Annotated in this window: 20 protein-coding genes; 8 read left to right on the forward strand and 12 right to left on the reverse strand. The window is 60.5% G+C overall.

Annotated features, from left to right (window positions below; all coding sequences use genetic code 11):
• Positions 1-28 precede the first annotated feature (28 nt).
• Entirely contained in the window at positions 29-1,078 is a 1,050-nt protein-coding gene (locus tag PQT43_RS13345; RefSeq protein ID WP_102865214.1) for a WD40/YVTN/BNR-like repeat-containing protein, read from the reverse strand.
• A 433-nt stretch (positions 1,079-1,511) separates the two neighbouring features.
• Here PQT43_RS13345 and PQT43_RS13350 point away from each other — a divergent pair, with 433 nt between their 5' ends.
• Entirely contained in the window at positions 1,512-3,143 is a 1,632-nt protein-coding gene (locus PQT43_RS13350) for a SulP family inorganic anion transporter (RefSeq protein WP_272754085.1), read from the forward strand.
• A 162-nt stretch (positions 3,144-3,305) separates the two neighbouring features.
• Here the strand turns inward: PQT43_RS13350 and pepN are convergent, their stop codons facing one another.
• From pepN to PQT43_RS13380, 6 genes are read right to left on the reverse strand one after another with little or no spacing between them, the layout of a single operon-like run.
• Positions 3,306-5,969 (reverse strand): aminopeptidase N, encoded by a 2,664-nt coding sequence (pepN, locus tag PQT43_RS13355; protein WP_272754086.1) that lies wholly within the window; start codon positions 5,967-5,969, stop codon positions 3,306-3,308.
• Between the two features lie 12 nt (positions 5,970-5,981).
• Positions 5,982-6,812, reverse strand: coding sequence for a DUF2797 domain-containing protein (locus PQT43_RS13360; protein WP_102879619.1), 831 nt, complete (start codon positions 6,810-6,812; stop codon positions 5,982-5,984).
• Complete coding sequence (locus tag PQT43_RS13365) at positions 6,809-7,069, reverse strand: YeaC family protein (protein ID WP_011061566.1); 261 nt, start codon at positions 7,067-7,069, stop codon at positions 6,809-6,811. Before PQT43_RS13365 ends, PQT43_RS13360 begins: the two co-directional genes overlap by 4 nt.
• Positions 7,070-7,084: 15 nt before the next feature.
• Positions 7,085-7,954, reverse strand: a complete 870-nt coding sequence (locus PQT43_RS13370; RefSeq protein ID WP_102879620.1) for a rhomboid family intramembrane serine protease — start codon at positions 7,952-7,954, stop codon at positions 7,085-7,087.
• The gene (locus tag PQT43_RS13375; RefSeq protein WP_181430804.1) at positions 7,951-8,925 is read right to left on the reverse strand and encodes a metallophosphoesterase; all 975 of its coding nucleotides are present in this window, start codon (positions 8,923-8,925) and stop codon (positions 7,951-7,953) included. Before PQT43_RS13375 ends, PQT43_RS13370 begins: the two co-directional genes overlap by 4 nt.
• Entirely contained in the window at positions 8,922-9,812 is an 891-nt protein-coding gene (locus tag PQT43_RS13380; RefSeq protein WP_007920913.1) for an NAD(+) kinase, read from the reverse strand. The genes PQT43_RS13375 and PQT43_RS13380 overlap by 4 nt, the downstream gene beginning before the upstream one ends.
• 162 nt (positions 9,813-9,974) lie before the next feature.
• Between PQT43_RS13380 and PQT43_RS13385 the strand changes: the two genes are divergently transcribed.
• A complete protein-coding gene (locus tag PQT43_RS13385) occupies positions 9,975-10,928 on the forward strand; it encodes a DUF1853 family protein (protein WP_253084872.1) in 954 nt (317 codons plus the stop codon).
• A gap of 87 nt (positions 10,929-11,015) precedes the next feature.
• Here PQT43_RS13385 and PQT43_RS13390 read toward each other — a convergent pair whose 3' ends face one another.
• Both PQT43_RS13390 and PQT43_RS13395 read right to left on the reverse strand, forming a co-directional pair.
• Positions 11,016-12,302, reverse strand: coding sequence for an arsenic transporter (locus PQT43_RS13390; protein WP_170002453.1), 1,287 nt, complete (start codon positions 12,300-12,302; stop codon positions 11,016-11,018).
• Between the two features lie 147 nt (positions 12,303-12,449).
• On the reverse strand, positions 12,450-13,007 hold the full coding sequence (locus tag PQT43_RS13395) for an NADPH-dependent FMN reductase (RefSeq protein ID WP_102865221.1): 558 nt from the start codon (positions 13,005-13,007) through the stop codon (positions 12,450-12,452).
• 215 nt (positions 13,008-13,222) lie between these two features.
• Here PQT43_RS13395 and PQT43_RS13400 point away from each other — a divergent pair, with 215 nt between their 5' ends.
• Together PQT43_RS13400 and PQT43_RS13405 are read left to right on the forward strand one after the other, a co-directional pair.
• Entirely contained in the window at positions 13,223-13,459 is a 237-nt protein-coding gene (locus PQT43_RS13400) for a hypothetical protein (protein ID WP_102865222.1), read from the forward strand.
• A gap of 74 nt (positions 13,460-13,533) precedes the next feature.
• The gene (locus tag PQT43_RS13405) at positions 13,534-14,427 is read left to right on the forward strand and encodes a LysR family transcriptional regulator (RefSeq protein WP_102865223.1); all 894 of its coding nucleotides are present in this window, start codon (positions 13,534-13,536) and stop codon (positions 14,425-14,427) included.
• Positions 14,428-14,432: 5 nt separating this feature from the next.
• Here PQT43_RS13405 and PQT43_RS13410 read toward each other — a convergent pair whose 3' ends face one another.
• The 3 genes from PQT43_RS13410 to dnaQ form a co-directional block, all read right to left on the reverse strand.
• Positions 14,433-15,011, reverse strand: coding sequence for a GNAT family N-acetyltransferase (locus PQT43_RS13410; protein WP_267269974.1), 579 nt, complete (start codon positions 15,009-15,011; stop codon positions 14,433-14,435).
• A gap of 14 nt (positions 15,012-15,025) precedes the next feature.
• Positions 15,026-17,281, reverse strand: a complete 2,256-nt coding sequence (locus tag PQT43_RS13415) for an Orn/Lys/Arg decarboxylase N-terminal domain-containing protein (protein ID WP_102879623.1) — start codon at positions 17,279-17,281, stop codon at positions 15,026-15,028.
• Between the two features lie 442 nt (positions 17,282-17,723).
• Positions 17,724-18,488, reverse strand: a complete 765-nt coding sequence (dnaQ, locus tag PQT43_RS13420; protein ID WP_442962467.1) for a DNA polymerase III subunit epsilon — start codon at positions 18,486-18,488, stop codon at positions 17,724-17,726.
• 124 nt (positions 18,489-18,612) lie between these two features.
• Here dnaQ and PQT43_RS13425 point away from each other — a divergent pair, with 124 nt between their 5' ends.
• Genes PQT43_RS13425 through PQT43_RS13440 form a run of 4 tightly spaced genes read left to right on the forward strand, consistent with a single transcriptional unit; the run spans position 18,613 to position 24,007 of the window.
• Positions 18,613-19,824 (forward strand): site-specific integrase, encoded by a 1,212-nt coding sequence (locus PQT43_RS13425; protein ID WP_272754092.1) that lies wholly within the window; start codon positions 18,613-18,615, stop codon positions 19,822-19,824.
• Positions 19,825-19,826: 2 nt separating this feature from the next.
• Positions 19,827-21,524: a site-specific integrase gene (locus PQT43_RS13430; RefSeq protein WP_272754093.1), complete on the forward strand. Its 1,698-nt coding sequence runs from the start codon at positions 19,827-19,829 to the stop codon at positions 21,522-21,524.
• Entirely contained in the window at positions 21,518-23,584 is a 2,067-nt protein-coding gene (locus PQT43_RS13435; RefSeq protein WP_272754094.1) for an integrase, read from the forward strand. Before PQT43_RS13430 ends, PQT43_RS13435 begins: the two co-directional genes overlap by 7 nt.
• 9 nt (positions 23,585-23,593) lie before the next feature.
• Complete coding sequence (locus PQT43_RS13440) at positions 23,594-24,007, forward strand: hypothetical protein (protein WP_272754095.1); 414 nt, start codon at positions 23,594-23,596, stop codon at positions 24,005-24,007.
• Positions 24,008-24,147 lie beyond the last annotated feature (140 nt).

Consider the following 24,147-nt stretch of genomic DNA (forward strand, 5'->3'; position numbering starts at 1 on the left):
TTCCCCACCTTCTTATTATGTGCCCGGCTTATTTGCCGACGTCAGCGCCGGTTGCCGCAGAGATCCGCACCCCGCCCTGCCCGGCCAGGATCAGCTTGCCATTGCCGGCAGCGGTCACCGCCGACAGCGAGAGGCGGTCCGCACGGTTGAATACGCTGAAGGTCTGGCCGTGGTCGGTACTGCGGATCACGCTGCCGCCGTTGCCGACGATCACCAGCGAGCCGTCGTCCAGCAAGGTAGCACCCGACAGGCCGAACTCGAGGGCGCCACGGGCAGCGTTCAACTCCACCTGCTCCCAGGTGTTGCCGAAATCCGTGGAACGATAGAGATTGCCCCGCAGGCCGAACACCAGCAGGGTCGCCGGCTGGCCGGTAGCGATCACGCCGAACAGCGAGCCTTCATAGGGGCCTTCGAGGCGTTCCCAGGTCTGCCCGTCATCGGCGGAGCGGAACAGGCTGCCCTGCTCGCCGACGATGAACAGTCCGGAATCCTTGACCTGGGCAATGGCGTTGAGGTGGAACTGGTCTTCGTTGTCCAGGCGATCGCTGACGTCTTCCCAGTGCTGGCCACCGTCGGTGGTTTCCAGCAAGGCGCCATAGGCACCGACGGCGTAGCCGTTGCGGGTGTCCTTGAACCAGACATCGAGCAAGGGCGCTTCACGCTTGAGGTCCTGGAACTGCCGACTCCAGGTGACACCGCCATCGGTGCTGGCCAGGACCTGGGCATCGTGGCCCACCGCCCAGCCGTGCTGGTCATCGACAAAATACACCGCGGTCAGCAGTTGCCGGGTCGGCACCTTGGCCTGCACCCAGGACGCTCCCTGATCGTCGGAATAGAGAATGTGCCCGCGGTCGCCCACTGCCACCAGGCGCTTGCCGGCGTGGACCACATCGAGCATCAGGCTTTTCGCCGCCTTGGGCGATTCGATGGAATAGACAGTATCCGCTGCGGTGGCAGCGGCCAGGACCGGTGTCGACAGCGTCACGACACCCAACAGCGAGAGCGCTGTAGCCAGCAATGCGAACGTGCGCAGCGCCGGCGGGCGGCCAACAACTACACCCATGACAGGCTCACTCATAGACCATTCCCCCATTATTATTGTCAGGTCATTTGACCTCTCAGGGCGCCTTCAGGGGTTTGCGATACCTGGACCGACCGTGAAGATCGTCCTGAAACCTGCACTCTAGAGCCCCTTCGGCTGCGGGCTATCCTATCGGGCTTTGGAAAGGTCTGACAATCAACGCCACGTTATCTTTTGTTAATCACCGCGTCTGGCCAGGCCCCTGAATGCTCGGGCATTCGCTGGGCTGATCGATGCTCCTCTGCAGCAGGCGAGGAAGCGTTGATGCCGGTACGAAAAGCTTGTCAATTTAGCTGAGGTTTGCGCGACCTGTCGGCGTGTAGCACCGGTACACGACCAAAGGCTGATCCAGGGCATAAGCCGCCGCTACCCAGCGTTGACTATGATGAGCTGCGTGGGTGGCGAGCCCGATGACCTTCAGGAGTGACGCATGATTGCCATACGCGAGGCGTGGAAGGCTGGCTTGCTCGGCCCCCGGCACTGGGCTCGCAACCTGGTGGCTGGGGTGATTGTCGGCGTGGTGGCGCTGCCCCTGGCCATGGCGTTTGCCATCGCCTCCGGGGTCAAGCCGGAACAGGGCATCTACACCGCCATCGTCGGCGGCCTGCTGGTGTCGCTGTTCGGCGGTAGCCGCTTGCAGATCGCCGGCCCCACCGGGGCCTTTATCGTGATTCTCGCCGGGGTCACCGCCAAGTACGGGGTCGACGGCCTGCAGCTGGCGACCATGATGGCCGGGATCATCCTGTTCCTGCTGGGCATCAGCCGCCTGGGCGCCCTGATCAAATTCATCCCCGACCCGGTAATTCTCGGCTTCACCGCCGGGATCGGGGTGATCATCTGGGTCAGCCAGTGGAAAGACTTCTTCGGCCTGCCCGCCGTCCAGGGCGAACACTTCCACCAGAAGCTCTGGCACCTGCTGCAAGCCCTGCCCGAACTGCACCTGGCCACCACCCTGCTGGCCTTGCTCAGCCTGGCGCTGCTGTTGTGGGTACCCAAGATCCCCGCGCTCAAGCGCCTGCCGGCGCCGCTGGTTGCCATGGTCCTGGCCACCGCCTTGCAGTCACTGTTCCAGTTCCAGGGCGTGGCCACCATCGGCAGTGCCTTTGGCGGCATTCCCCAGGGCTTGCCGACCCTGCAACTGCCCGAGATCAGCCTGCCACGGATACTCGACCTGATAGGACCGGCCTTCGCCATCGCCATGCTCGGAGCCATCGAATCGCTGTTGTCGGCGGTGGTGGCCGACGGCATGGCCGGCACCCGCCACGACTCCAACCAGGAACTGATCGGCCAGGGCATCGCCAACCTGGCCACGCCGCTGTTTGGCGGGTTCGCCGCCACCGGCGCCATTGCCCGCACCGCCACCAACATCCGCAACGGCGGCAGCAGCCCGCTGGCCGGCATCACCCACGCCGTGGTGCTGGTGCTGATCATCCTGTTTCTCGCGCCGCTAGCGGCCAATATCCCGTTGTGCGCCCTGGCGGCGATCCTGTTCGTGGTGGCCTACAACATGAGTGAGCTGCACCACTTCAAGCGCATGGTGCAACGCGCGCCCCGGGCGGATGTGGCGATCCTGCTGTGTACCTTTGTGCTGACGGTGTTCAGTGATCTGGTGATTGCGGTGAACATCGGAGTGATCCTGGCGATGCTGCATTTTCTGCGGCGCATGGCCTCCTCGGTGGAGGTGCAGCAAGTGGTGGGAGAGGATCTGGAGAACGAATTGCGCGACAAAGGCCGCGGGCACCTGCCTGCTGGGGTGCTGATCTATACCATCGAAGGCCCCCTGTTCTTTGGCGCTGCCGAAACCTTTGAACGGGCCCTGGCCCAGACCCATAGCGATCCCAGGCTGCTGATCATCCGCCTCAAGCATGTGCCGTTCATGGATATCACTGGCCTGCAGACCCTGGAGGAAGTGATAGGTCAGCTGCACAAGCGCGGGATCGTGGTGAAACTGTGCGAAGCCAACCTGAAGGTTCATGCCAAGCTTGAGCGAGTGGGCATCCTGCACGCCATTGGCGCGCAGAACTATCACCGCGACTTGAGCAGCGCACTGCCCCCCCTGTAGCCGCTGCCGCAGACTGCGAACGGTCTGGGCGGCCCTGCGTCGCAGGGACGCATCGATCTCAAGCCCGACAGAGGTATGACAGCGATCGCCAAGCAAGGTCCTGCGGACCTTGGCGCAGCTTCGCAGGCTCAGCAGCGGCTACAGGCGTAGCCGCTGCCGCCGTCAGGCGAGGCTTTTGCTCACCACTTCGAACACGTCGCTGGAGAGATCGCCGGAAGCACGGATGCGCTCCAGTTCGCCCTTCATCAGCGCCTGGCGGGCGCTGTCGTATTTGCGCCAGCGAGTCAGTGGCGCCAGTTGCCGCGAGGCAATCTGCGGGTTGAAGCCGTTGAGCTGGATCACCAGATCCGCCAGGAAGCGATAACCCGAACCATCCGCCGCATGGAAGTTGATCAGGTTCTGCCCGGCGAAAGCCCCCACCAACGCCCGCACCTTGTTCGGGTTCTTGAGGTTGAACGCCGGGTGCTGCATCAGCGCCTTGACCCGCTCCAGGCCGCCCGGCAACGGGCTGCCGGCCTGGACGCTGAACCACTGGTCCATGACCAGGGCGTTGTCCTTGAAGTTCTCGGCGAACAGTTCCAGGGCCCAGGCCTTTTCTTCCTCGTAAGGGGAATTGACCAGCACCGCCAGCGCAGTCAGGCGTTCGGTCATGTTATCGGCGTGCTCGAACTGCTCCTTGGCTGCCGCCGGCACCAGGAGCTCCGGCTTGCTGCTGACCATCACGTACGACAGGGCAATGTTCTGCAATGCACGCCGGGCGAAATGCTCAGCCTCGGCCACATAAGACGTGCGCTTGGACACTTCGCGGTTGGCCTGATAACGCTGCCACAAGGGTTCGAACAGCTCGTCGGCCAACTGCCGGCGGGCAAATTCGCGGGCGGCATGGATGGCCTCGACATCGGCAACTTCGCTGATTTCGGTGAGATAGGCCTCGCCCGGCAGCGAGAGCATTTCCGCGACCATGGCCTGATCCAGGCTGTCGTTGGTCAATACGCTGCGCAGCGCCGTGACCAGGCGCGGGTCCATCGCCAGGGCCTCGCCCTTCTGCTGCTGGGCAATCAGCTCCTGCAGCACCTGCACCGACAATTGCTGGCCGGCGTCCCAACGGTTGAAACCGTCGCTGTCGTGCTGCATGAGGAACATCAACTGGTCGCGGCTGTAGGGGAAGCTCAGCTTCACCGGGGCCGAGAAACCCCGCAGCAGCGACGGCAGCGGCTGTTCGGCGATGTCGACGAAGGTGAAGGTCTGCTCGGCCTCGGTCACCGAGATCACCCGGGAAGTCCCCTGGGCGGCGTTTTCGCCGGACAGGCGCAGGGCCATGCCTGCCCCTTTCGAGTCCAGCAGGCCCAGCTCCACCGGGATCACGAACGGCAGTTTCTCCACCTTGTCCGGGGTATGCGGGCAGCTCTGGCGGAAGGTCAGGCTGTAGGTCTTGGCCGCCGCGTCGTAGGACTCGCTGACTGCCAGCCGTGGCGTACCGGCCTGGCTGTACCAGCGCTTGAACTGGGTCAGGTCGACGCCATTGGCGTCTTCCATGGCCTTGACGAAGTCGTCACAGGTCACGGCCTGACCGTCATGGCGTTCGAAGTACAGGTCGCTGCCCTTACGGAAGCCTTCGGCGCCGAGCAAGGTGTGGATCATGCCGACGACTTCCGAGCCCTTTTCGTACACGGTCAGGGTGTAGAAGTTGGAGATCTCGATAAAGCTTTCCGGGCGCACGGCATGGGCCATGGGCCCGCCGTCTTCGGCGAACTGGTGGGTCCGCAGGTAGGCCACGTCCTGAATGCGCTTGACGGTGCGCGAGTTCATGTCCGCGGAGAAACCGGCATCGCGGAACACCGTGAAGCCTTCCTTGAGCGACAGCTGGAACCAGTCGCGGCAGGTCACGCGGTTGCCCGACCAGTTGTGGAAGTATTCGTGGGCGACGATGGCCTCAACCCGCTGGTGGGCGGCGTCGGTGGCAGTTTCGGCACGGGCCAGCACGGCGCTGGAGTTGAAGATGTTCAGGCCCTTGTTTTCCATGGCGCCCATGTTGAAGTCGTTCACCGCGACGATCATGAAGATGTCCAGGTCGTATTCACGGCCGTAGGTCTCTTCGTCCCAGCGCATGGACTTTTTCAGGCTGTTCATGGCGTGCTGGCACTTGTCGATGTTTTCCGGCTCGACATAGATGCGCAGCGCCACATCGCGGCCGCTCTGGGTGCGGAAGCTGTCTTCCACGCACCACAGGTCACCGGCCACCAGGGCAAACAGGTAGGCGGGCTTCATGAACGGGTCTTCCCAGGTCGCCCAGTGCCGGCCGTCTTCACCGGGGCCGCTGGCGATGGGGTTGCCGTTGGAGAGCAGCACCGGGTAGCTGTGCTGCTCGGCCGCCACGGTGGTGGTGAACTTGCTCATCACATCCGGGCGGTCGAGGTAATAGGTGATCTTGCGAAAGCCCTCGGCTTCGCACTGGGTGCAGAACATGCCACTGGACTTGTACAGGCCTTCCAGGGCGGTGTTGCTTTCCGGGTGGATCTTCACGCTGGTGTCCAGGGTGAAGCTGGCGCTGGTGGGGTGCAGGGTCAGGTGGCTGTCGTCCAGCTGGTAGTCGTCAGCACTCAGCGGCTGATCGGCGAGGCTCACCGATAGCAGCTCCAGCTGCTGGCCATCCAGCACCAGCGGCGGCAGCCCGGCGCCACGGGCCGGGTTGCGACGCATCACCAGCTGCGCATGGACCAGGCTGTGGTCCTCGAACAACTCGAAGGTCAGGTGGGTCTCGTCGATCAGGTACTCGGGGGCCTGATAGTCCTTCAGGTAGATCATCTTCGGTTGATCGGTGCGCATGGCGAATTCCTTCTACTGATGCACGGCGAGCTGGTAGGCCGTGTACTTACGAATGTTGATCACGCCGGTGTCGAAGATCAGGTACTGGCCCTTGATCCCCAGCAGCGTGCCTTCGGCAATCGGGTTCTTGTCCAGGTTGAAGCTGACGATCTTGGCCGGGTACTGCTCGACCGGATAACGAATCTCCAGGGGCTCGATATCGGTCACCGGCTGAATCGCCTGCAGGCCGAAACGCTCCTGCAGAGCCAACAGGCCCTCGGCGCAGGATTCAAACAGTTGCTCGCGCACCGCCACCAGGTCCACCGCCTGGGCATCGCCCTTGAGCAAGGCACGCCAGTTGGTCTTGTCCGCCACCTGGGAGCGGAACAGATCCTCGACGAAGCCCGATTGCTGGCGGGTCGCCACGCGCATGATCGGCAGCGCCTGGCTGGCGCCCTGGTCGAGCCAGCGGGTCGGCAACTGGGTGGCGCGGGTGATGCCGACCTTGATCCCCGAGGAGTTGGCCAAATAGACCACGTGATCGGTCATGCAGAACTGCTCGCCCCAGGACGGCTCGCGGCAGGTGCCGGCGTCGTAGTGGCAACGTTCCGGACTCATGATGCAGATATCGCACTGGGCCAGCTTGGTCATGCACGGATAGCAGTAACCCTGGCTGAAACTGGTCTTGGTCTTGCGCCCGCAGTGAGTGCAGTGGATCGCCCCCAGGTATTCCAGGCGCACCTGAGTACCGATCAGGGGGTTGACCGGCACCTCGCTGTCACCCAGGCGAAAAGCGTACTGAACATTCGGCCCGTCCAGGCGTGCCGACATTTTGCTGATGGAACCGCGGCCAATCTCGATCAATGGATGGCATCCGACTTGAACAGGATGTTCGGCACCGGCGCCGACTTCGAGGCGCATTCCTGCGGGCCCATGTAGCCGGTGCGCTGGTCCTCGGGCAGGTTCTGCATTTCCCAGGCGATCATCGCCTGAAGCGACAGTTCACGCTGCTCGGCGGTGAGCTTGCGGCCATCGGACCATTTGCCGATCTCTACCGCCAGCTTCAGGCTCTGGTAGATCTCGGGGGTGATGTTTTCGATCATTTCGACAAAGGACGACATACAAGACTCCAGCATTCAAAGGGCCAGTTTACGGCGACTGTACAAGCCGCCCAACAAACCAGTAAGGCAACCGACGAGCAGCCCGCCGACGTGGGCGGCGTTGGCGATTTCGCCGAAACCGATCATCGACACCAGCCCGGACAGGCACAGCAGCAGCCACACCAGCATCATCACCAGCACGCCCCGGGGCAGGCGGTAGATGGGGTTGGGGGACAGTAATTGGTAGATCCAGCAATGCCCGAGCAGACCGTAGAGCACCCCGGACAGGCCGCCGAACAGGGTCGGGCCACTGAAATAGTATTGGGCGTAGTTGGACACCAGGCTGAACAGCAGGGTCAAGCCCAGCAGGTTGATGCTGCCCTGGCGCAACTCGATACGCCGCCCCAGTTCCCAGTACCACATGCCGTTCATGGCGATATGCAGGATGCCGAAGTGGATCAGCATCGGCGTCACCAGGCGCCACCACTGCCCCGCCGCCAGGCTGTCGGCCAGGGAACTGAACTGGATGTAGTCGCCGACCACGCGGAACTCGAGGAAGGTAAACCAGCCGAGGGTTTGCAGGTTGTCCCCCAGCAAGGTGATGCCGCAAACCGCCAGGCTCAGCAGCAGGATCAGCGCGGTAATCGGGCTGCGGCGCAACTGCTCCCCCAGGCCGACGCGGGCCGGGGTGGCCGCCTGCGGGATATCCAGTTGCTGCTCGGGATCGCCCTGGGGAAAGCGCTGGTACAGGCCCCGCACATCCTCGCTGATGGATTCCGGCACCCAGAGCACCTGCTCGCCGGCCTCCTCACTGACTCGGTGCGGCACCTGCATGCGCTGCAGCAGTTTGACGAAACCACTCAGATCCGTGGCCAGGGGCAGACGCAAAACCGCTACCGCGCTCATCGCAACACCTCGGGCCGCTCGACGTCGACCCAGACAAATTTATTCGGGTCCAGGCGGGTTTCCTGGTCCAGCCGATACGCGGCGAGCTTGCCGTAGAGCACCGCGCTGTAATCCAGGCACGCCAGGTTGGGCCGGATCGGCGCCGGCTTGCCGCTGCGCCAGTAGTGGCCGACGAACAGCATCGGTTCGTCGGCGCCGTAGCGCAGCAGGCTGTTTTTCTCGGCCGGGGACAACGGCGTGCGCGCCACCGGATCGGGCAAGGCATCGGGCTGGAAGACGATGTCGCCGTAGGTCTGCGGGTCGTCTTCCCAGAATTTGGTGCGAAAGAACGCCCGGGTCAGGCCGTCACCGCTGGTCATGGTCAGGCCGTGGGGCAGGCGCATGTCGGTGCCGCGCAGCAGGCGATCGAAGGCGGTGCTGGCAAAACTGTCGGGCAGCGCCGAAGCCTGGAGGAAGGCTCGATCGATGCAACCGTCCGGATACTGCTGGCGCAGGGGCGCGATCAGGCCGGCATCCCAGCAAGCGTGCACCACGCGGAAACGGCCGGCGTCGACGAACAGCGGCAGTTCATAGAACCACTCGAGGAAGTCGTGCCAGTCGCCAGGGTGGTGTTCGAACTGGGTCAGGGTTTCGTGGATCAGTCGGGCATGGCGCGGGGTGTGTTCGCGCACGAACTGCTTGCCGCTGCCGGCCGCCGCCGGGGTGCTCCAGCCCAGGGCGTTGAATTCATGGTTGCCCATGATGCACAGCGCCTGGCCGGCCACCACCATGTCGTGGACGATATGCAGCGATTCACGGATTCGCGGGCCGCGGTCGATGATGTCACCGAGGAACACCGCCATGCGCGACGGGTGCCGCCAGACGCCGCCCTGCTTGTGATAACCGAGCCGATCCAGCAAGTGCTCCAAGGTCAGGGCGCAACCGTGCACGTCACCGATCAGGTCGTAGCTACGCGCGGGATCGAGCATCAGTCGCCTCCACCGCCCAGTCGGCTGCCCCAGCCGAGTTTGGTCCGACAGACCTCGTAGTAGTTGTGGTCCAGCGGATGGATCAGGCGCAGCTTCTGCGCCTTCTTGCTGACCGTGATGGTGTCGCCCGGGGCACAGGTGAAGTGGTTCTGCCCGTCACAGGAGACTTGCGGATAGATCTGCATATCTTTGGACACGACGATTTTCAGCTCACTGTTGCCATCGACCACGATCGGCCTTCCAGACAAGGTATGGGGGTACATCGGCACAATCACAATGGCATCCAGCTTGGGATGCATGATCGGGCCGCCGGCGGACAGCGCGTAGGCCGTAGAACCGGTAGGCGTGGCGACGATCAGGCCGTCGGCCTTCTGGCTGCAGACGAACTGGCCGTCGATGTAGATCTCGAACTCGATCATCCGCGTCGACTTGCCCGGGTGCAGCACCACGTCGTTGAGCGCATCGCCCTGGCCGATGGCCTCGGCATGGCGACGGACTTCGGCCTGCAGCAGGAAGCGGTTTTCCACCAGGTAGTGGCCGTCGAGCACTTCGGCAACCTTGACTTCCAGCTCATCGGGGCGGATGTCGGTGAGAAAGCCCAGGCTGCCGCGGTTGATCCCCAGCACCGGAATATTGTGCCGCGCCAGGGCCCGAGCGGCGCCCAGCAGGCTGCCGTCGCCGCCGACCACGATGACCATGTCGCAGACCTCGCCCAACAGCTTGCGCGAGGAGGTCTGCAGACCGTGGCCCGGCAGCACTTCGGCGATGGTGTCTTCAAGGATCACGTGCAGGTGGCGCGCCAGCAGAAACTTCTTCAGTCGGCGAACTGTGTCCAGCACCTGGGAACTGCCCAGGCGACCGATAATGCCGATATTGCGAAACTGCTCCATGGGGCTCCTGCGGAATTCGGGTACGGGCGAAACGGAGGATTATGGGCGAAACCCGGCGTTAGACAAAATCCTTTCAGCCACTGGCGCTTAGGAGCGGGCGACGCAACTGCGAGTGGCACGCATTTATCGCGAACGGCACAGGTTTGCGTCTATGCTCGCAAGATGCTCCTGTTCCCGGATTTGCTCAGCCTCCCCCGCCAGTTGCGTCAACCTGAAGTCCGCGACCTCGCCTGGGTCATCCTCGCGCCGCCGATGCTCAGCCATACGCCCTGGCCACAGCGCCACCCCCTGGCCGGCAGCGACTGGGTGCTGGCGCCACAACTGCTGGCCCACTGGCTGCGATGCCAGGATCTGGACAACCGCGCCTTGCGCCATTGGCTGAATCAGGGTCGGACCCGGCGCCTGGGCCTGTACTACGAACGCCTCTGGCAATTTGCCGTGCAGCATGCGCCGGGGGTGGAACTGCTGGCGGCCAACCTGCCGATCCGCCGTGAGGGGCACACCCTCGGTGAACTGGACATGCTGCTGCGCGACCGCGAAGGCGTGCATCACCTGGAGCTGGCGATCAAGCTCTACCTGGGCCCGCAGCACGGCAACGGCTGCGACAGCGCGCAATGGCTTGGCCCGGGCTGTCACGACCGCCTGGACCGCAAGCTGGCGCACCTGGACGAGCACCAACTGCCGATTTCCGCCCGCGCCGAAAGCCGCGAAGCCTTGGCGGCGCTGGATATCCAGCAGTTCAACGCCCACCTGTGGCTGGGGGGCTACCTGCTCTATCCCTGGCCGGGCCACGCCGAACCGCCTCAAGGCGCTCACCCGCAGCACCTGCGAGGGCGCTGGCTGCACCAGCGTGACTGGCCCGTCTTCATCGCCCAGAGCGCACCCGGGCGTTGGCAGCCCCTGCCCCGCCACGCCTGGCTGGCTCCGGCTCACTATCCGGCCGAACAGGCCTGGACGGCCGGGCAACTGCAACAATGGCTGGTGGAGCTTGATCCTCAGGCTCCGGCGCAGTTGCTGGTGCGGCTCGAGGAAACCCCTGAAGGTGGCTGGGAAGAAGTCGAGCGGCTGTTTCTGGTGGCCGATCTCTGGCCCCATGTCCCCGCGCAGCAACCCTGACAACTTACCGTAGGAGCTGGCTTGCCAGCGAAGGCGCTCCTGAGGGCGCCACAAGACTGAAGGGTCTCTTCGCCGGCAAGCCGGCTCCTACACCAGGGAAAGCCGCAACGCCAGGGCCGCCAGGGTCACCAGCAGCACCGGCAGTGTCAGCACGATGCCGACCCGGAAGTAATAACCCCAGCCAATATGGATGCCCTTGCGTTCAAGCACATGCAGCCAAAGCAATGTGGCCAGGCTGCCGATGGGGGTGATTTTCGGCCCCAGGTCGCTGCCAATGACATTGGCGTAGATCATCGCTTCCTTGACCACCCCGGTGGCCTGACTGGCATCGATGGACAAGGCAGCGATCAGCACCGTGGGCAAATTGTTCATCACCGATGACAGCCCCGCCGTCAGCAATCCGGTGCCCAGCGCCGCCCCCCAGACGCCACCAGCGGCAAAGCCGTCGAGCCAGCCCGCCAGATACCCGGTCAGCCCGGCATTGCGCAAGCCATAAACCACCAGATACATGCCCAAGGAGAAAATCACGATCTGCCATGGCGCTTCCTTGAGCACTTTGCGGGTGGAGATCTTGTGCCCACGTGCAGCGATCACCAGCAGCAAAGTGGCGCAGACCGCGGAAATGGCGCTGATGGGAATCCCCAGCGGCTCCAGGGCAAAACAGCCCAGCAGCAGGATCAGCAGCACCCACCAGCCGGCGATGAAGGTCGCCCGGTCATGGATGGCACTGGCCGGCTCGGCCAGTTGCCGCGGATCGTACTGCTCAGGGATGTCCCGGCGGAAAAACCACAGCAGCACCGCCAGGGTCGCCGCGACGCTCACCAGGTTGACCGGCAGCATCACCGCCGCATAACGGTTGAAACCTATCTGGAAGAAGTCCGCGGAGACGATGTTCACCAGGTTCGACACCACCAGCGGCAAGCTTGCGGTGTCGGCGATGAAGCCGGCCCCCATGACGAAAGCCAGGGTCGTGGCGGCAGAAAAGCGCAAGGCCAGCAGCATGGAAATGACGATGGGCGTGAGGATCAGCGCCGCGCCGTCGTTGGCGAACAGTGCCGACACCAGGGCTCCCAACAGCACCATGAAGGCGAACAGCCGTCGCCCCCTGCCCCGCCCCCAGCGCGCCACATGCAGGGCCGCCCAGGCGAAGAACCCGGCCTCGTCCAGCAGCAGGCTGATGATGATCAGCGCAACGAAGGTGCCGGTGGCGTTCCAGATGATCTGCCACACCACCGGGATGTCGGCCAGTTGCACCACGCCGCAGAACAGGGCCAGGAGCGCGCCGAACACCGCGCTCCAACCGACGCCCAGGCCTTTGGGCTGCCAGATCACCAGGGTAATGGTCAGCAAGAAAATCGATACTGCAATCAACATGACTAAGAAATCTTGAATAAAGAGGGGGCTAGCGCAGGAGCTGGCTTGCCAGCGACCGTGCACCTGAGGCTGATACAAGCCCCAGGAGCCCGTTCGCCGGCAAACCGGTGCCTACCACAGCAGGAGAATGTGGGTGACAGACAGCACTCAAGCCTTCTTGTGCTGCTCGACCCATTGGCCGTAGGCGGTGATGAAGTTCTGCAGGAACGGCCGGGTCGCTTCCGACAGCTTGCCCGCTTCGTCGAACGCCGAGCCGGCGCCGCCCAGGTAGGCTTCGGGCTGCTGCATGCACGGCACATTGAGGAATACCAGGGATTGGCGCAGGTGGTGGTTGGCACCGAAGCCGCCGATGGCCCCGGGGGAAACGCTGATCACCGCTCCGGGCTTGCCGCTCCAGGCACTTTTGCCATAGGGACGCGAACCGACGTCGATGGCGTTCTTCAGGGCTGCCGGTACCGAGCGGTTGTACTCCGGGGTGACGAACAGTACCGCATCGGCAGCGCCGATCTGTTCGCGAAAGCGGGTGTAGGCCGCGGGAGGCGTCACGTCGATGTCTTCGTTGTACAGCGCCAGATCGCCAATCTCGACGATGCTCAACTGCAGGTTCGCCGGTGCCAGCTCGGCCAGCGCCAGGGCCACCTTGCGATTCAGGGATTGTTTTCTCAGACTGCCGACCAACACTGCGACTTTGTAGACATTGCTCATTGCATTCCAACCCTTGGCTTGAAGAAGGTGTTAGTTATAGATGAGCCTGGGGGTCGCCTGCTACCCCACACAAACCATTTCCCTGCATAAGTTCCAAGACCTGGGAGGCCGTCTGCTGCGACGGCGGATTATTTTTTCCGGCCGGCAAAACTTACCTTGCACACGTCGGGTCTACAGCACCGAATTTGCGTGTTTTATCTCCAGAGGCTCTAAAGATGGCAGCAGTACTTGTCGGACAATTCCATGCAAGAGATGCCGAGGGACGGGTGTATTCAGTGCACGAGTTCCAGGAATCCATGCCCGCAGAGGGCGACCAGGCCAGCTCGGAGCCCGTTACCACCTACCGCCTGGCCATTGGCGACCGGGTCAAGAAGCTCGATGACAATCAATTCCTGCTGGTGCAATCGGACGTCACCATCGTGCGGGAGCCGGAAACCTACGTCAGTGAGTGATCATGCCCGCCGGCCCGGACTTGGGGTAGGATTCAACGCCTGACTCCCTAACCGGCTGGACATGGACTTCAAGCATGCGTTTACGTCATATCGAAGTGATTCAGGCGCTCCTGCAAACCGCCCACCTGGGCACCGCCGCCGAGCTGCTGCAACTCTCGGTGGCTGAAGTCGAAGCCCTGCTACGCGATGCCGAAAGCCAATTGGGGTTCATGCTGTTCGCCAGCGTGCGCGGGCGCTTGCAGGCCACTCGCGAAGCCCGGGAATTGCAACCGGCAATCAACCGGGTGTACGACGCTTTCGAGCCGGTACAACGCCTGGCTGACAGCCTGAGGTTTCATCAGGCGCCGCCTTTGCGCATCGTCGGCACGCCCCCTCTGGTCCAGCAACTGCTGCCTCAATGCATCGCGGCCCTGCGCCGGCGCTTCGCCGATACGCCCTGCAGCCTCCTTAGCCAGAGCACCCGCGACATGGTCCACAGCCTGCTGCTGCACGACTGTGACCTGGGCCTGAGCCTGCATGACCCCGAACACCCGGACATCCACAGCCAGGCCCTGGCTCAGGGCAAGCTGTTTTTGCTGGCGCCCCATGGCTGGCTGCAACCCAAGCAGAAATACGTAGCCCTGCAGGAGCTGGCGGGCCAGGCCATGGTGGGCCTGGAGGGCCAGGACCCGCTGAGCGTGATACTCACCAGCAAGCTGCAGAATCTGCGCCCAAGCCCGGTAATCCAGACCCGGGTACAGACCTACCAGATGATGCGCAGCCTGGTGGAGGCCGGCGAGGGCCTGGCCATCGTCGACCCGTTCACAGCCGTGGGTGCCCGTGGCGCCGGGCTCGATGCCTGCCCCTTGTCGCCCCCCATCAGTGTCACGTTGTACGCCTTGCGCCGCAGTTCCGGCGAGGACTCGCCCCTGCTCGGCGCCCTGCTGGAACTGCTGACCGAGCAGGCCGAAACGCTGCTGGCCGGCTAGGACCGTTACGCCTGAGGCTCATCGGCAAACAGCCGGTACCAGAAAATCGCCACCTCGCTGGTATTCGGATCGATGCCGCGATAACGCAGGTGATCCACCCCGCCCACCACGTAGCCGCAGCGCTCATACAGGCGACAGGCGCCGAGGTTGTTGTTCTGGGTTTCCAGCATCACCCCCGGCAACTGCTTCTTGCGACTCCAGAACTGCGCCACCTCCAGCAGCGCCTTGGCGACGCCATGCCGTCGGGCCGGCGCATGCACCGCCAACTCGTCGATATGCCCGTAACCGTTCCAATTGGTGCTGACCACCACATGCCCCACGGGCTGGTCGTCCAGATAGGCCATGAAGATCTCGCTGTCCGCGGCGTTGCGGTAACTGCTGAATTCCTCGGGATCAATGCCATAGCACTTGCGGTAAGGCACGATCCTGCGCAGCGGCCAGTCCGCCACCGGCATGCCCCGCTCGGCCTCGGCGTAGGCACTGACTTCGAAGCTGAAATCGCTGCCCCAAACGTAGGCGGCGAAGCCCTCGTCGGCCACACGGATCGCCAGTCCCGGATACTTGGGATTCACCACAGGCTGCATAGCAGGAAAACTCCTCATGCTTTGACGCAATCGACGGTGTACTGCCGGCCATGGCCCTGGTCATCATGCTGCAAGCCATGCACATCGGCGACGAACCCCGGGAAACTGCTGTCGAACGCTCGGGCAAAGGCCAGGTAGTCGATGATCGAGCGGGTCGCTTCGGTAAATCGCTCACCGGGCATGATCAGCGGAATACCCGGCGGGTATGGCACCAGCATCACCGCCGCGATACGCCCCTGCAGTTGATCGATGGACACCGCCTCCACTTCGCCGCGCACCAGATGGTCATAGGCATCGGCGGGCTTCATCGCCACCTCCGGCAGCACCGTGTACATGCGCTTGAGGTGCTTGGCCGTGGCGTTGCTGCGGTAGCAGGCGTGCAACTGGTCGCACAGATCCTGCAAGCCCATGCCCTGATAGCGCTGCGGGTCCTGCCCGGCGACGCTGGGCAGGCAACTGGCCAGACTGACATTGGCGTCGTAGTTGCGCTTGAACTCCAGCAGCTCGGTGAGCAGCGTGCTCCACTTGCCCTTGGTGATGCCCATGGAGAACAGCACCAGGAACGAATAGAGCCCGGTCTTTTCCACCACCAGCCCGCGCTCCCAGAGGAACTTGCTGACCACGGCCGCGGGAATTCCGTGTTCACTCAAGGCCCCGCCAGCTGTAAGGCCAGGCATCACCAGGGTCACCTTGATCGGATCGAGCAGCACATAGTCGTCGGTGACGCCGGCAAAACCGTGCCACTCGCCTTCGGGCTCCAGCAACCAGTCGCCGGTGCGCACCTGATCGATGCCTTCGACCCGCTCCGGCTGCCAGATCGAGAACCACCAGTCATCGGCGGCGATGTTCTGCCGCAGATTGGCCAGGGCCCGGCGGAAGCTCAGGGCTTCATCGAACATTTCCTGCAGCAGCGAGCGCCCCGCCGGCCCTTCCATCATCGCCGAGGCCACATCCAGCGAGGCAATGATGCTGTACTGCGGCGACGTCGAGATGTGCATCATGAAGGCTTCGTTGAAGCGGTCCCGATCCAGTTGTCGGGCGCCGCCATCCTGCACATGGATCATCGACGCCTGACTGAAAGCCGCCAGCAGCTTGTGGGTGGAATGGGTGGTGAACACCAGGGGGCTGTCAGCGGAGCGCGAGGTGCCCATGCCGTAACGCCCGGCGAAGAATTCGTGGAAGGCCGCGTAGGCATACCAGGCCTCGTCGAAATGCAGCACCTCGACACTGTTGCCCAGGCTTTGCTTGATCAGCTCGGCGTTGTAGCACAGGCCGTCATAGGTGGAGTTGGTGACCACCGCCAGCTTGACCTTGGGCGGCCGACCACGGGTCAGCGGACTGGCGTCGATCTTGGCCTGGATCGACTCGGGGCTGAACTCGCTCAAGGGAATCGGCCCGATGATCCCCAGTTCATTGCGTTCGGGACACAGGTACAGCGGGATGGCCCCGGTCATGATGATCGAGTGCAACACCGATTTATGGCAGTTGCGATCCACCAGCACCAGGTCATCGCGCCCCACCATGGAATGCCAGACGATCTTGTTGGCGGTGGAGGTGCCATTGATCACGAAGAAGGTGTGGTCGGCACCGAAATTGCGCGCTGCCCGCGCCTCGGCTTCCGCCAGGGGCCCGGTGTGGTCCAGCAGCGAACCCAGCTCCGGCACTGACACCGACAGGTCCGAACGCAGGGTGTTCTCCCCGAAGAACTGGTGAAACGCCTGGCCCACCGGGCTCTTGCGATAGGCCACGCCACCGCCGTGCCCCGGGGTGTGCCAGGAATAGTTGGAATCGGCGGTGTGCTGCACCAGGGCCTTGAAGAACGGCGGCAGCAGGCCGTCGAGATAATTGCGCGCGGCCCGGGCCACTTGCCGGGCCAGGAACGGCACCGTGTCCTCGAACAGGTAGAGAATGCCCCGCAGCTGGTTGAGCTCGCTCATGGCATCGGCGGGGGCGTTTTCCAGGGTCATCTGCTCCCCCAGGGCGAAAATCGGCAACAAGGGTGCGCGTACCCGGGCCAGGCGGATCAGCTCCACCATGTTTTGCAGAAGATGGGTGTTTTCCCCGGCGCCCTCGGCAGCGATCAACATGCAGGCCAGGCCGTGATGGGTAGAAGCCACCAGTCGCCCTTCGGCGTAGTTGACCGCGGAAAAGATGCTGAACCCGTCCTTCTCCAGCTCCCGGGCGATGCCCCGCACCCGGTCTCCCGCCACCGTGTCGGACTTGATATCGCGGTGCACGATCAGGATCGGAAACTGCAGGTCTTTATACATGGGGCAGGCTGTCCTGAGGCGGCGGATAGGTCCCGCCAATGGACTCAGGGTAGAAGCTCCTGGCGTCGCCTGTCACCCCGAGCACAGACTCGATGTAACAAAAGGTCGCACAGGCACAATTGCCGGCCCACGCCCCACACACCTGTAGCCGCTGCTGAGCCATGGCGAAGCTGCGTGAAGGCCCACAGGGCCTTGCTTGGCGATCTCCCGACAAACCTCTGTCGCCTTCGGAGCCGTTCGCAGCCTGCGGCAGCGGCTACAACACTCTCGGCTCGGCATTACCCTGTAGCCGCTGCCGAGCCACAGCGAGGCTGCGAAAAGGTCCGCAGGACCTTGCTTGACGATCTCCCGCCAAATCTCCAGCGCCCTCAAGAGCGCCGCATCTCCTACGGATCCGTTCGCAGCCTGCGGCAGCGGCTACAGGGCCACGGACGACAAAGGCTTAGTGTTGGTTTTCGAGCAACTGGGTCCACAGGGCCGGGGCACCGGCAGACTTGGCGATGATCTCCAGGCGCGTCTGGTGCTCGGCCAACTCGGCTTCGCTGGCGCGGATGATCCGCCCCCGCGGCCGCTCGGCCGGCAACCGGCGGATCTCCGAGGCCCGGCCCGCACCTTCACCAGAGCCGTTGCCATCCGAGGCATTGCCCGCCAGGGACAGGCTGGTCTGGCCACCGGTCATGGTCAGGTAGACGTCGGCCAGGATCTCCGAGTCGAGCAAGGCGCCGTGCAATTCACGGCCGGAGTTGTCGACACCGTAGCGCTTGCACAGGGCGTCGAGGCTGTTGCGCTGCCCCGGGTGCCGCTCACGGGCCATCATCAGGGTGTCGAGGATGGTGCAGTGCTGGGTGATGTCCGCCCGCTCGTGCTGCCCCATCAAGGCGAATTCGTTGTTGATGAAACCAACGTCGAACGCCGCGTTGTGGATGATCAGCTGCGCGCCCTTGATAAAGTCGAAGAACTCATCGGCGACTTCGGCGAAACGCGGCTTGCCCACCAGGAACTCGTTGGTGATGCCGTGAACGCCGATGGCGCCCTCATCACTCTCGCGATCCGGTTGCAGGTAAACGTGGAAATGCCGCCCGGTCAGGCGCCGACCGATCAACTCGACGCAACCGATTTCAATGATCCGGTGACCGTCGGTCACCGGCATACCGGTGGTTTCGGTATCGAGTACCACCATCTTTCGTTCGGCACCATTGTAAACCATCGCAATCTTCCCACGTCTATTCCTAATAAAAATAGTACCATAAGCACCAATAAGCTGCCAAGAATAGGCGTCTAAAATGTAAACAGCCGTTGTCACCCCCTGATACACCGGGCAAAATGTCAATATGAAATTTCAAATCAAGAATTACATTGCCCAGAGCGGTGAGCGCTACTCATTTCTCTTCGCCCCAGAGGATCAGGGCGTACCTCTCTTCTACCCTGCAGTCTACGTATCCCGTAGCCTCAGAGAGAACCACACTCACCAGACCCAACTTGTCGCTCTTGACGCCATCCGCAGGCTAAGCGAATGGGAGCGAGATAGAGGAATCAGCCTCGAAGATCGTCTGCTCGCACAGACGCTTCTGAATGCCCAGGAGGTCGATGATCTTGCAGGGCATATGAAAGCCCGTCGTTCGGGTAAGCCGGGACAAACAATCACTCCACGAAAGTTTAATACGTACTGGGGCTGCGTGCGTTCCTATATTGCCTGGTTGACGGATGAGCTTTTCCCGAACGCTGATGATGCTGCAGTTCGTAAGCTTGTAGAAAAGCAGTCGGAACGGCTTAAAGCAAAAACTCTCCGTCGTGTAGGATCCAGTGCCCGCAAAAGGCATGCTCTGTTGAATGAGAAGTTTACGGAGTCGGCCCGCGAAGTACTTATTGAGCTCTTCGCCTCCCCGTTCCTGGGCATGTCCACCGCAACACATCGCGGAACTCGCTTGCGCAATGTGGTGATGGCCCGGATTCTTTATGAAACCGGAATGCGGCGCGGCGAGCTTCTTTCACTAAAATTACGGAACTTCACGGAGTCGAGTGGCGGGCAATTACCCTACCTGGAAGTTGAGCGCAACCATGACGACGAACTTGATCACAGAACACATCAACCGGTAGCTAAAACCCAAGGCCGGATCTTGGCGATTTCCTACGGCTTGGAAGAGCAGATAAAACAGTACCGCACTGAGTACAGAGCGGAAATCCAAAACGTCGGTTTCGGAGATGAAGATTTCCTCTTTTGCGTGCACCAGTCTGGCAAAACTGTCGGACAGGCACTTACGGTGAACGGTTTCAATACGGCGATTAGCTATTTGAAAATGAAATTTCCCGCCCTTGGCAGGAATTTACACCCACACGCATTCCGCCACGACTTCAATTACCGCTTCTCGCTTCACGCCGATCAAATGGGTTGGACGGAGGCCCAAGAGGCAGAAGCCCGCGAAGAAGTTAACGGGTGGGCTACAGGTTCCGACATGGCCAAGGTGTACAACCTGCGCCACCGCAGAGAAAGAGCTATGGAAATTGGCGTGAAGATTGCCCGCGATACAGAGCGACCCGTCTAATGATGAAAAGTAATACCGCCGCTGCCGGCCAGCTTGATGAGGAGTTGGGGGCGCTGGGCATCCAGCAAGAAGATATTGCCGTGGATCTTCATGCGACCGCGCCCCCAGAAATGCCTGGAAGGATTTTCTGGGAAGATGACCGTTATATTCAACTTGGTTTGAACAGCGTCGACTGTTCAATATTCTTGTCCAGACTTTCGAACGCAGACAAAGCGTCATTCAAAAAGCACATCATCACTCACGGCGAAGACCAAACACTAAGTAGTTCTAGCTTACTGTCACTGATGCAGGGATTTAGCCTTGGAGGAAAGAATTCCCCACCAAAGAAATTTGACCTGCTCTGGGCAAGCAACTCCATTGAAAACTCTGTTTTTAGGAGCAACAAATATAAAATCCAGAAATTCCTTGAGTATTGGAGCGATAGATATCCTGGCGCGGTAAGCAATGACGCCTTAGATTTTCTCGCTCAAGCTGCGCCCATCAAAAACAAATCCAACAATGTCGAATCGGACGATCCCGAAAAAAGCTGGCTTTCAGAGGATGAGTATGCTGATGTCCTAAGGGCCATCTGGAATTATTATGATGAGACAGATGCGCATCAGCCCACGCTGATCAGACTACTGTCAATGCAGTATGCCAGGCGCCCCGTCCAACTTAGAAGCCTCAAGTTCTGCGACCTGAAGACAGGCGCAGAGAAAATCCTTAGCAAGATTCCGGATCCGGAAATTCATTTCCCGGCAGCGAAGGAGCAAGACGCAGATGAGGACTTTCGAGGGGGAAAGTTTGAGATCCACCCAGTAGCGGATCACCTGTGGAACATGCTCATGATTCAAAAAAAGCACATCAAGGTGCTGTTCCTGGAAACCATGGGAATCGAACTATCAAAAAGCCAGCTTGAGCAAGTACCAATTTTCACTACCGCGCTCCGAATTAAAAACGCATGTAATTCGCTAAAAGATAAGCTGGGCCTTGATCCTGTGCTCAACACAGACGACTCACTGTTTCACCTGCCTTCCGGCTTGATTGGAAGGGTACTCAAATTCGATGGCAATGGCGGCAGCACCAATGCGCGTAAACGCAACTATCCCGCTCACCCTCCTCTGCCTGTAAGCAGCAGGACGGGGCGACCAATTGTGGTGACTGCCACACGCTTGCGACACACTCGTGCTCGGCAGCTTGCTCGGCAAGGGGTAAAGAGGTCGGTCGTTTCCTATTGGCTGGGTCATAACGACGACAATGCGCTGAAGTCCTATTATCACGATCCGGCAGAAGAAGCACGCCAGCTCGACAAGGCGATGTCCAAGGGGCTGACACCAATTGCTATGGCATTTCATGGACGAATCATCTGCACAGATGCGGAGTCCACACACCCCAACGATCCTAGCAAACGCGTAGAGCTTGCCAAGGGCTACCAATTGCATTACGTGGGCCGATGCGGAAAATATAGCTTTTGCAGTACGACGTCGATTCCGATCCCTTGCTACATGTGCAAGAACTTTGAGCCCTTGGTAGACGCTCCCCATCAAGAAGTACTCGAAGCGCTCCTCTACAGACAGCAACAAGAGCAGGAGTTGATCCGGCCAGGGAGCATGCGCCATTTGCTAGATCCAATCGATCTGTCCATGGATATCATGGCTGTCCGACGGTGCATTCAGCTCTGTGATGCGAAACGCAAGAGTATGAACCAGCCACAATGCTAAAGCTCATCAGCTTCAATCCAAATCCTAAGGTTTCTCCGTCGACTAATCTCAGAGAGTTCGTAGCCTTTTGCCGAGACAAACTTACTCTTTGGAACGACGTGAACGGTTTTACCTGGGAAGACATTTCTTGGCCAGACAGCCATAGAAATTCAAAGGTAAGATTCACCAACTCGGAGAGCTCAAAGCTTCATAAAACTGTGGCAGCCACCGATGACCAATTGATGCACCCTGCGTTCAGGGAAGTTGCTAAAGCCTATCTGCGCTATAAGCACACTACTAAGCCCCATCACAATATGTCCCGAGAAGTACAGGCATTGCGCGCTCTTGAGCGAGCTTTAGTTGAAGAAATGGGCGTTCCCGACATTACAAAAATTCGGCAATGCCATTTCAGCAGAGCGTGTGATTTTTTAGAAAGCTACTCTGGACGACAAAACATTGCTATTACCATGCAGCAAATATTGGCACTGTTGTCCGAAAAACTGATCGTTCCTGCCGAAGTCATCAGGTGGAGCCATCCCTATGGCGGTAAAAATTCTTACGAGAAGAAGCGCGGAAGCCGAGCTCCAGACGAAGTCAAGGCGGCAAAGGTCGCCAATCAGGACGCCTTTTTCAGCATTGCAGACGTGTTTGCCAAGCCGGTATCGCAGCTAGACGACAGCGACATCATGGTGACGTCGATGACTGCATTGTTCCTAAGCGCTCCGATGCGAATTGGCGAGACGCTACGATGGCGCACGGATTTTCTGCGATCAGACAATGATTCAGAAGGTAAACCACAGGGCTATCTGGCCTATTACGTCCCGAAGACCCGCAGCTATACGCGCAAGGCGGTTCCAACCACAATGCGGGATGTGGCCCAGATCGCGGCTCAGCGGCTCATCGAGATTACCAACGAGGGGCGAAAGCTGGCTTTGTACATGGAGACTCAGCCGGTCAAGTTTTACAGACACGCCAATTGCCCCGACGCCCCGGATGACCAGGTGCTTACAAGGGATCAGGTAGCCCAGGCTCTAGGTTTTTCAGAACGCAACCACTGTGAGGATTTCATACGATCTCACACAGGTAGCTATTCCCTCACCGGATTCACCTTGGATTCTCTCTGGCAAATCGTGCTGGCCGAGCACCGTAAGAAGAATCCTTTCTTCCCATATCAAGAAAAGCCCATTGCAGGGTTAGAACCACTCAAAATGAGTGAATCCCTCATGTGCTTCAGACGATTGCAGCTAGGTGCCCGAGCTAGTACATCGCCCGTGCTCCTAGCCCCTTTCAACCCAGACTACTACCGAAAGCGGCTGGATGGCTCTATCAAACCTGACCGAAAGAACCAGCGCCCGCTCTGTTTCTTCACCAAGCATGGCTATGACCCCAATCGATTGAACTCGCATGCATTGCGGCACTTTATGAACCGGCTCGCCAAACAGCATGGCGTGCCGATTGAGCAGATCACTGAGTGGAGTAGTCGCGCGACGGTTCGCCAAACGCCAACCTACCTGCATGAGACGGCTAAACAGCGTCTGGTCAAGGTAGTAGCGATCGAAGACCCAGAAATGGTGCAGCGAACACTCGACCCAGTAACCGAGGAAGAAGCAGCAGCCTACGGCCATGGCCCATTCCATCGCAGCCGATATGGCATCTGCCGCCGTAGCTGGCGCTTAGGGCCATGTAACAAGTTTGCAGACTGCACGAACTGCTCAGAACTGGTGGCCTGCAAGGGTGATAAAATCGCACTGAAGGCGGTTAAAACTGACAGAGACAACATGACGGGCACTTATGAAGCTGCCATGCAAGCGATTGAAGCGGGTGAACGCTCTGCCTCGCTATGGATGGATAAAGCGCGCCCTCAGATCAGCAGACTGACCGAGTTCGTCACCGTGCTGGAGAACCCTCAAATTCCTGACGGCACACCCATTCAATTGCTGGGGACAGACTTTAGCCATGAAAAAATCATGACGGAAGAAAAAACCATAAAAAATGGTGTTGAGTTGCTGGATCGATCTAAGCTCGGTGCAGATTACGGTGAGGAACTTTTGGATATGCTGGACTTGTTGCTCTTAGATTAAGGATTTCAGATGCCCAAAGTCATCACAGATCAGCAGACGCGGGATATCTGCCGCATGATCAATAAGTGGGACAGCCAACATAAGCTTGACTGGAACGCTATATGCCTGGGTGCTCAGGAGATCCTGGGCTGGAGCACGCCTCCTACCCGACAAGCATTGAATAAAAAAATCACTATCAAACTTGCCTATCAAGCAAAGAAAGACTCGATTCGAAAAGAAGCTGAGAGAACCACCAGGCTACCCCGACCCAAGACGATTCAAGATGGTGCTGAAAGAATTGCACGCCTGGAGAAAGAAATTGAGCGCTTGAATCTTGTGAATTCAAAAATGGCCGAAGTCATCCGCATTATTAGTCACAATGCCAGCTCTAAGTTTAAAAGGCATGAGCTGATGAAGCCAATCCCACCGTCAAAACATGCGTGACAACATCACGGGGAGCGACCAAGGACGGTCGTAGCGTGCTCACAAACCCGCGTCACCGTAAGCCCTCCGAGCTAAATGCATCCGAAAATGGACTCACAACTTGAATCTAGGTTGAAAGCTACGCCAGTCATTTCGACCCT

This window comes from Pseudomonas sp. BLCC-B112 (assembly GCF_028550695.1).
GTDB classification, from domain to species: domain Bacteria; phylum Pseudomonadota; class Gammaproteobacteria; order Pseudomonadales; family Pseudomonadaceae; genus Aquipseudomonas; species Aquipseudomonas danubii.

Coding starts and splice junctions, on each gene's coding strand:
- PQT43_RS13345 (WP_102865214.1), bottom strand. CDS start 1,078: ATGAGTGAGCCTGTCATGGGTGTAGTTGTTGGCCGCCCGCCGGCGCTG.
- PQT43_RS13350 (WP_272754085.1), top strand. CDS start 1,512: ATGATTGCCATACGCGAGGCGTGGAAGGCTGGCTTGCTCGGCCCCCGG.
- pepN (WP_272754086.1), bottom strand. CDS start 5,969: ATGCGCACCGATCAACCGAAGATGATCTACCTGAAGGACTATCAGGCC.
- PQT43_RS13365 (WP_011061566.1), bottom strand. CDS start 7,069: ATGTCGTCCTTTGTCGAAATGATCGAAAACATCACCCCCGAGATCTAC.
- PQT43_RS13370 (WP_102879620.1), bottom strand. CDS start 7,954: ATGAGCGCGGTAGCGGTTTTGCGTCTGCCCCTGGCCACGGATCTGAGT.
- PQT43_RS13380 (WP_007920913.1), bottom strand. CDS start 9,812: ATGGAGCAGTTTCGCAATATCGGCATTATCGGTCGCCTGGGCAGTTCC.
- PQT43_RS13385 (WP_253084872.1), top strand. CDS start 9,975: ATGCTCCTGTTCCCGGATTTGCTCAGCCTCCCCCGCCAGTTGCGTCAA.
- PQT43_RS13390 (WP_170002453.1), bottom strand. CDS start 12,302: ATGTTGATTGCAGTATCGATTTTCTTGCTGACCATTACCCTGGTGATC.
- PQT43_RS13395 (WP_102865221.1), bottom strand. CDS start 13,007: ATGAGCAATGTCTACAAAGTCGCAGTGTTGGTCGGCAGTCTGAGAAAA.
- PQT43_RS13400 (WP_102865222.1), top strand. CDS start 13,223: ATGGCAGCAGTACTTGTCGGACAATTCCATGCAAGAGATGCCGAGGGA.
- PQT43_RS13405 (WP_102865223.1), top strand. CDS start 13,534: ATGCGTTTACGTCATATCGAAGTGATTCAGGCGCTCCTGCAAACCGCC.
- PQT43_RS13410 (WP_267269974.1), bottom strand. CDS start 15,011: ATGCAGCCTGTGGTGAATCCCAAGTATCCGGGACTGGCGATCCGTGTG.
- PQT43_RS13415 (WP_102879623.1), bottom strand. CDS start 17,281: ATGTATAAAGACCTGCAGTTTCCGATCCTGATCGTGCACCGCGATATC.
- dnaQ (WP_442962467.1), bottom strand. CDS start 18,488: ATGGTTTACAATGGTGCCGAACGAAAGATGGTGGTACTCGATACCGAA.
- PQT43_RS13425 (WP_272754092.1), top strand. CDS start 18,613: ATGAAATTTCAAATCAAGAATTACATTGCCCAGAGCGGTGAGCGCTAC.
- PQT43_RS13430 (WP_272754093.1), top strand. CDS start 19,827: ATGAAAAGTAATACCGCCGCTGCCGGCCAGCTTGATGAGGAGTTGGGG.
- PQT43_RS13435 (WP_272754094.1), top strand. CDS start 21,518: ATGCTAAAGCTCATCAGCTTCAATCCAAATCCTAAGGTTTCTCCGTCG.
- PQT43_RS13440 (WP_272754095.1), top strand. CDS start 23,594: ATGCCCAAAGTCATCACAGATCAGCAGACGCGGGATATCTGCCGCATG.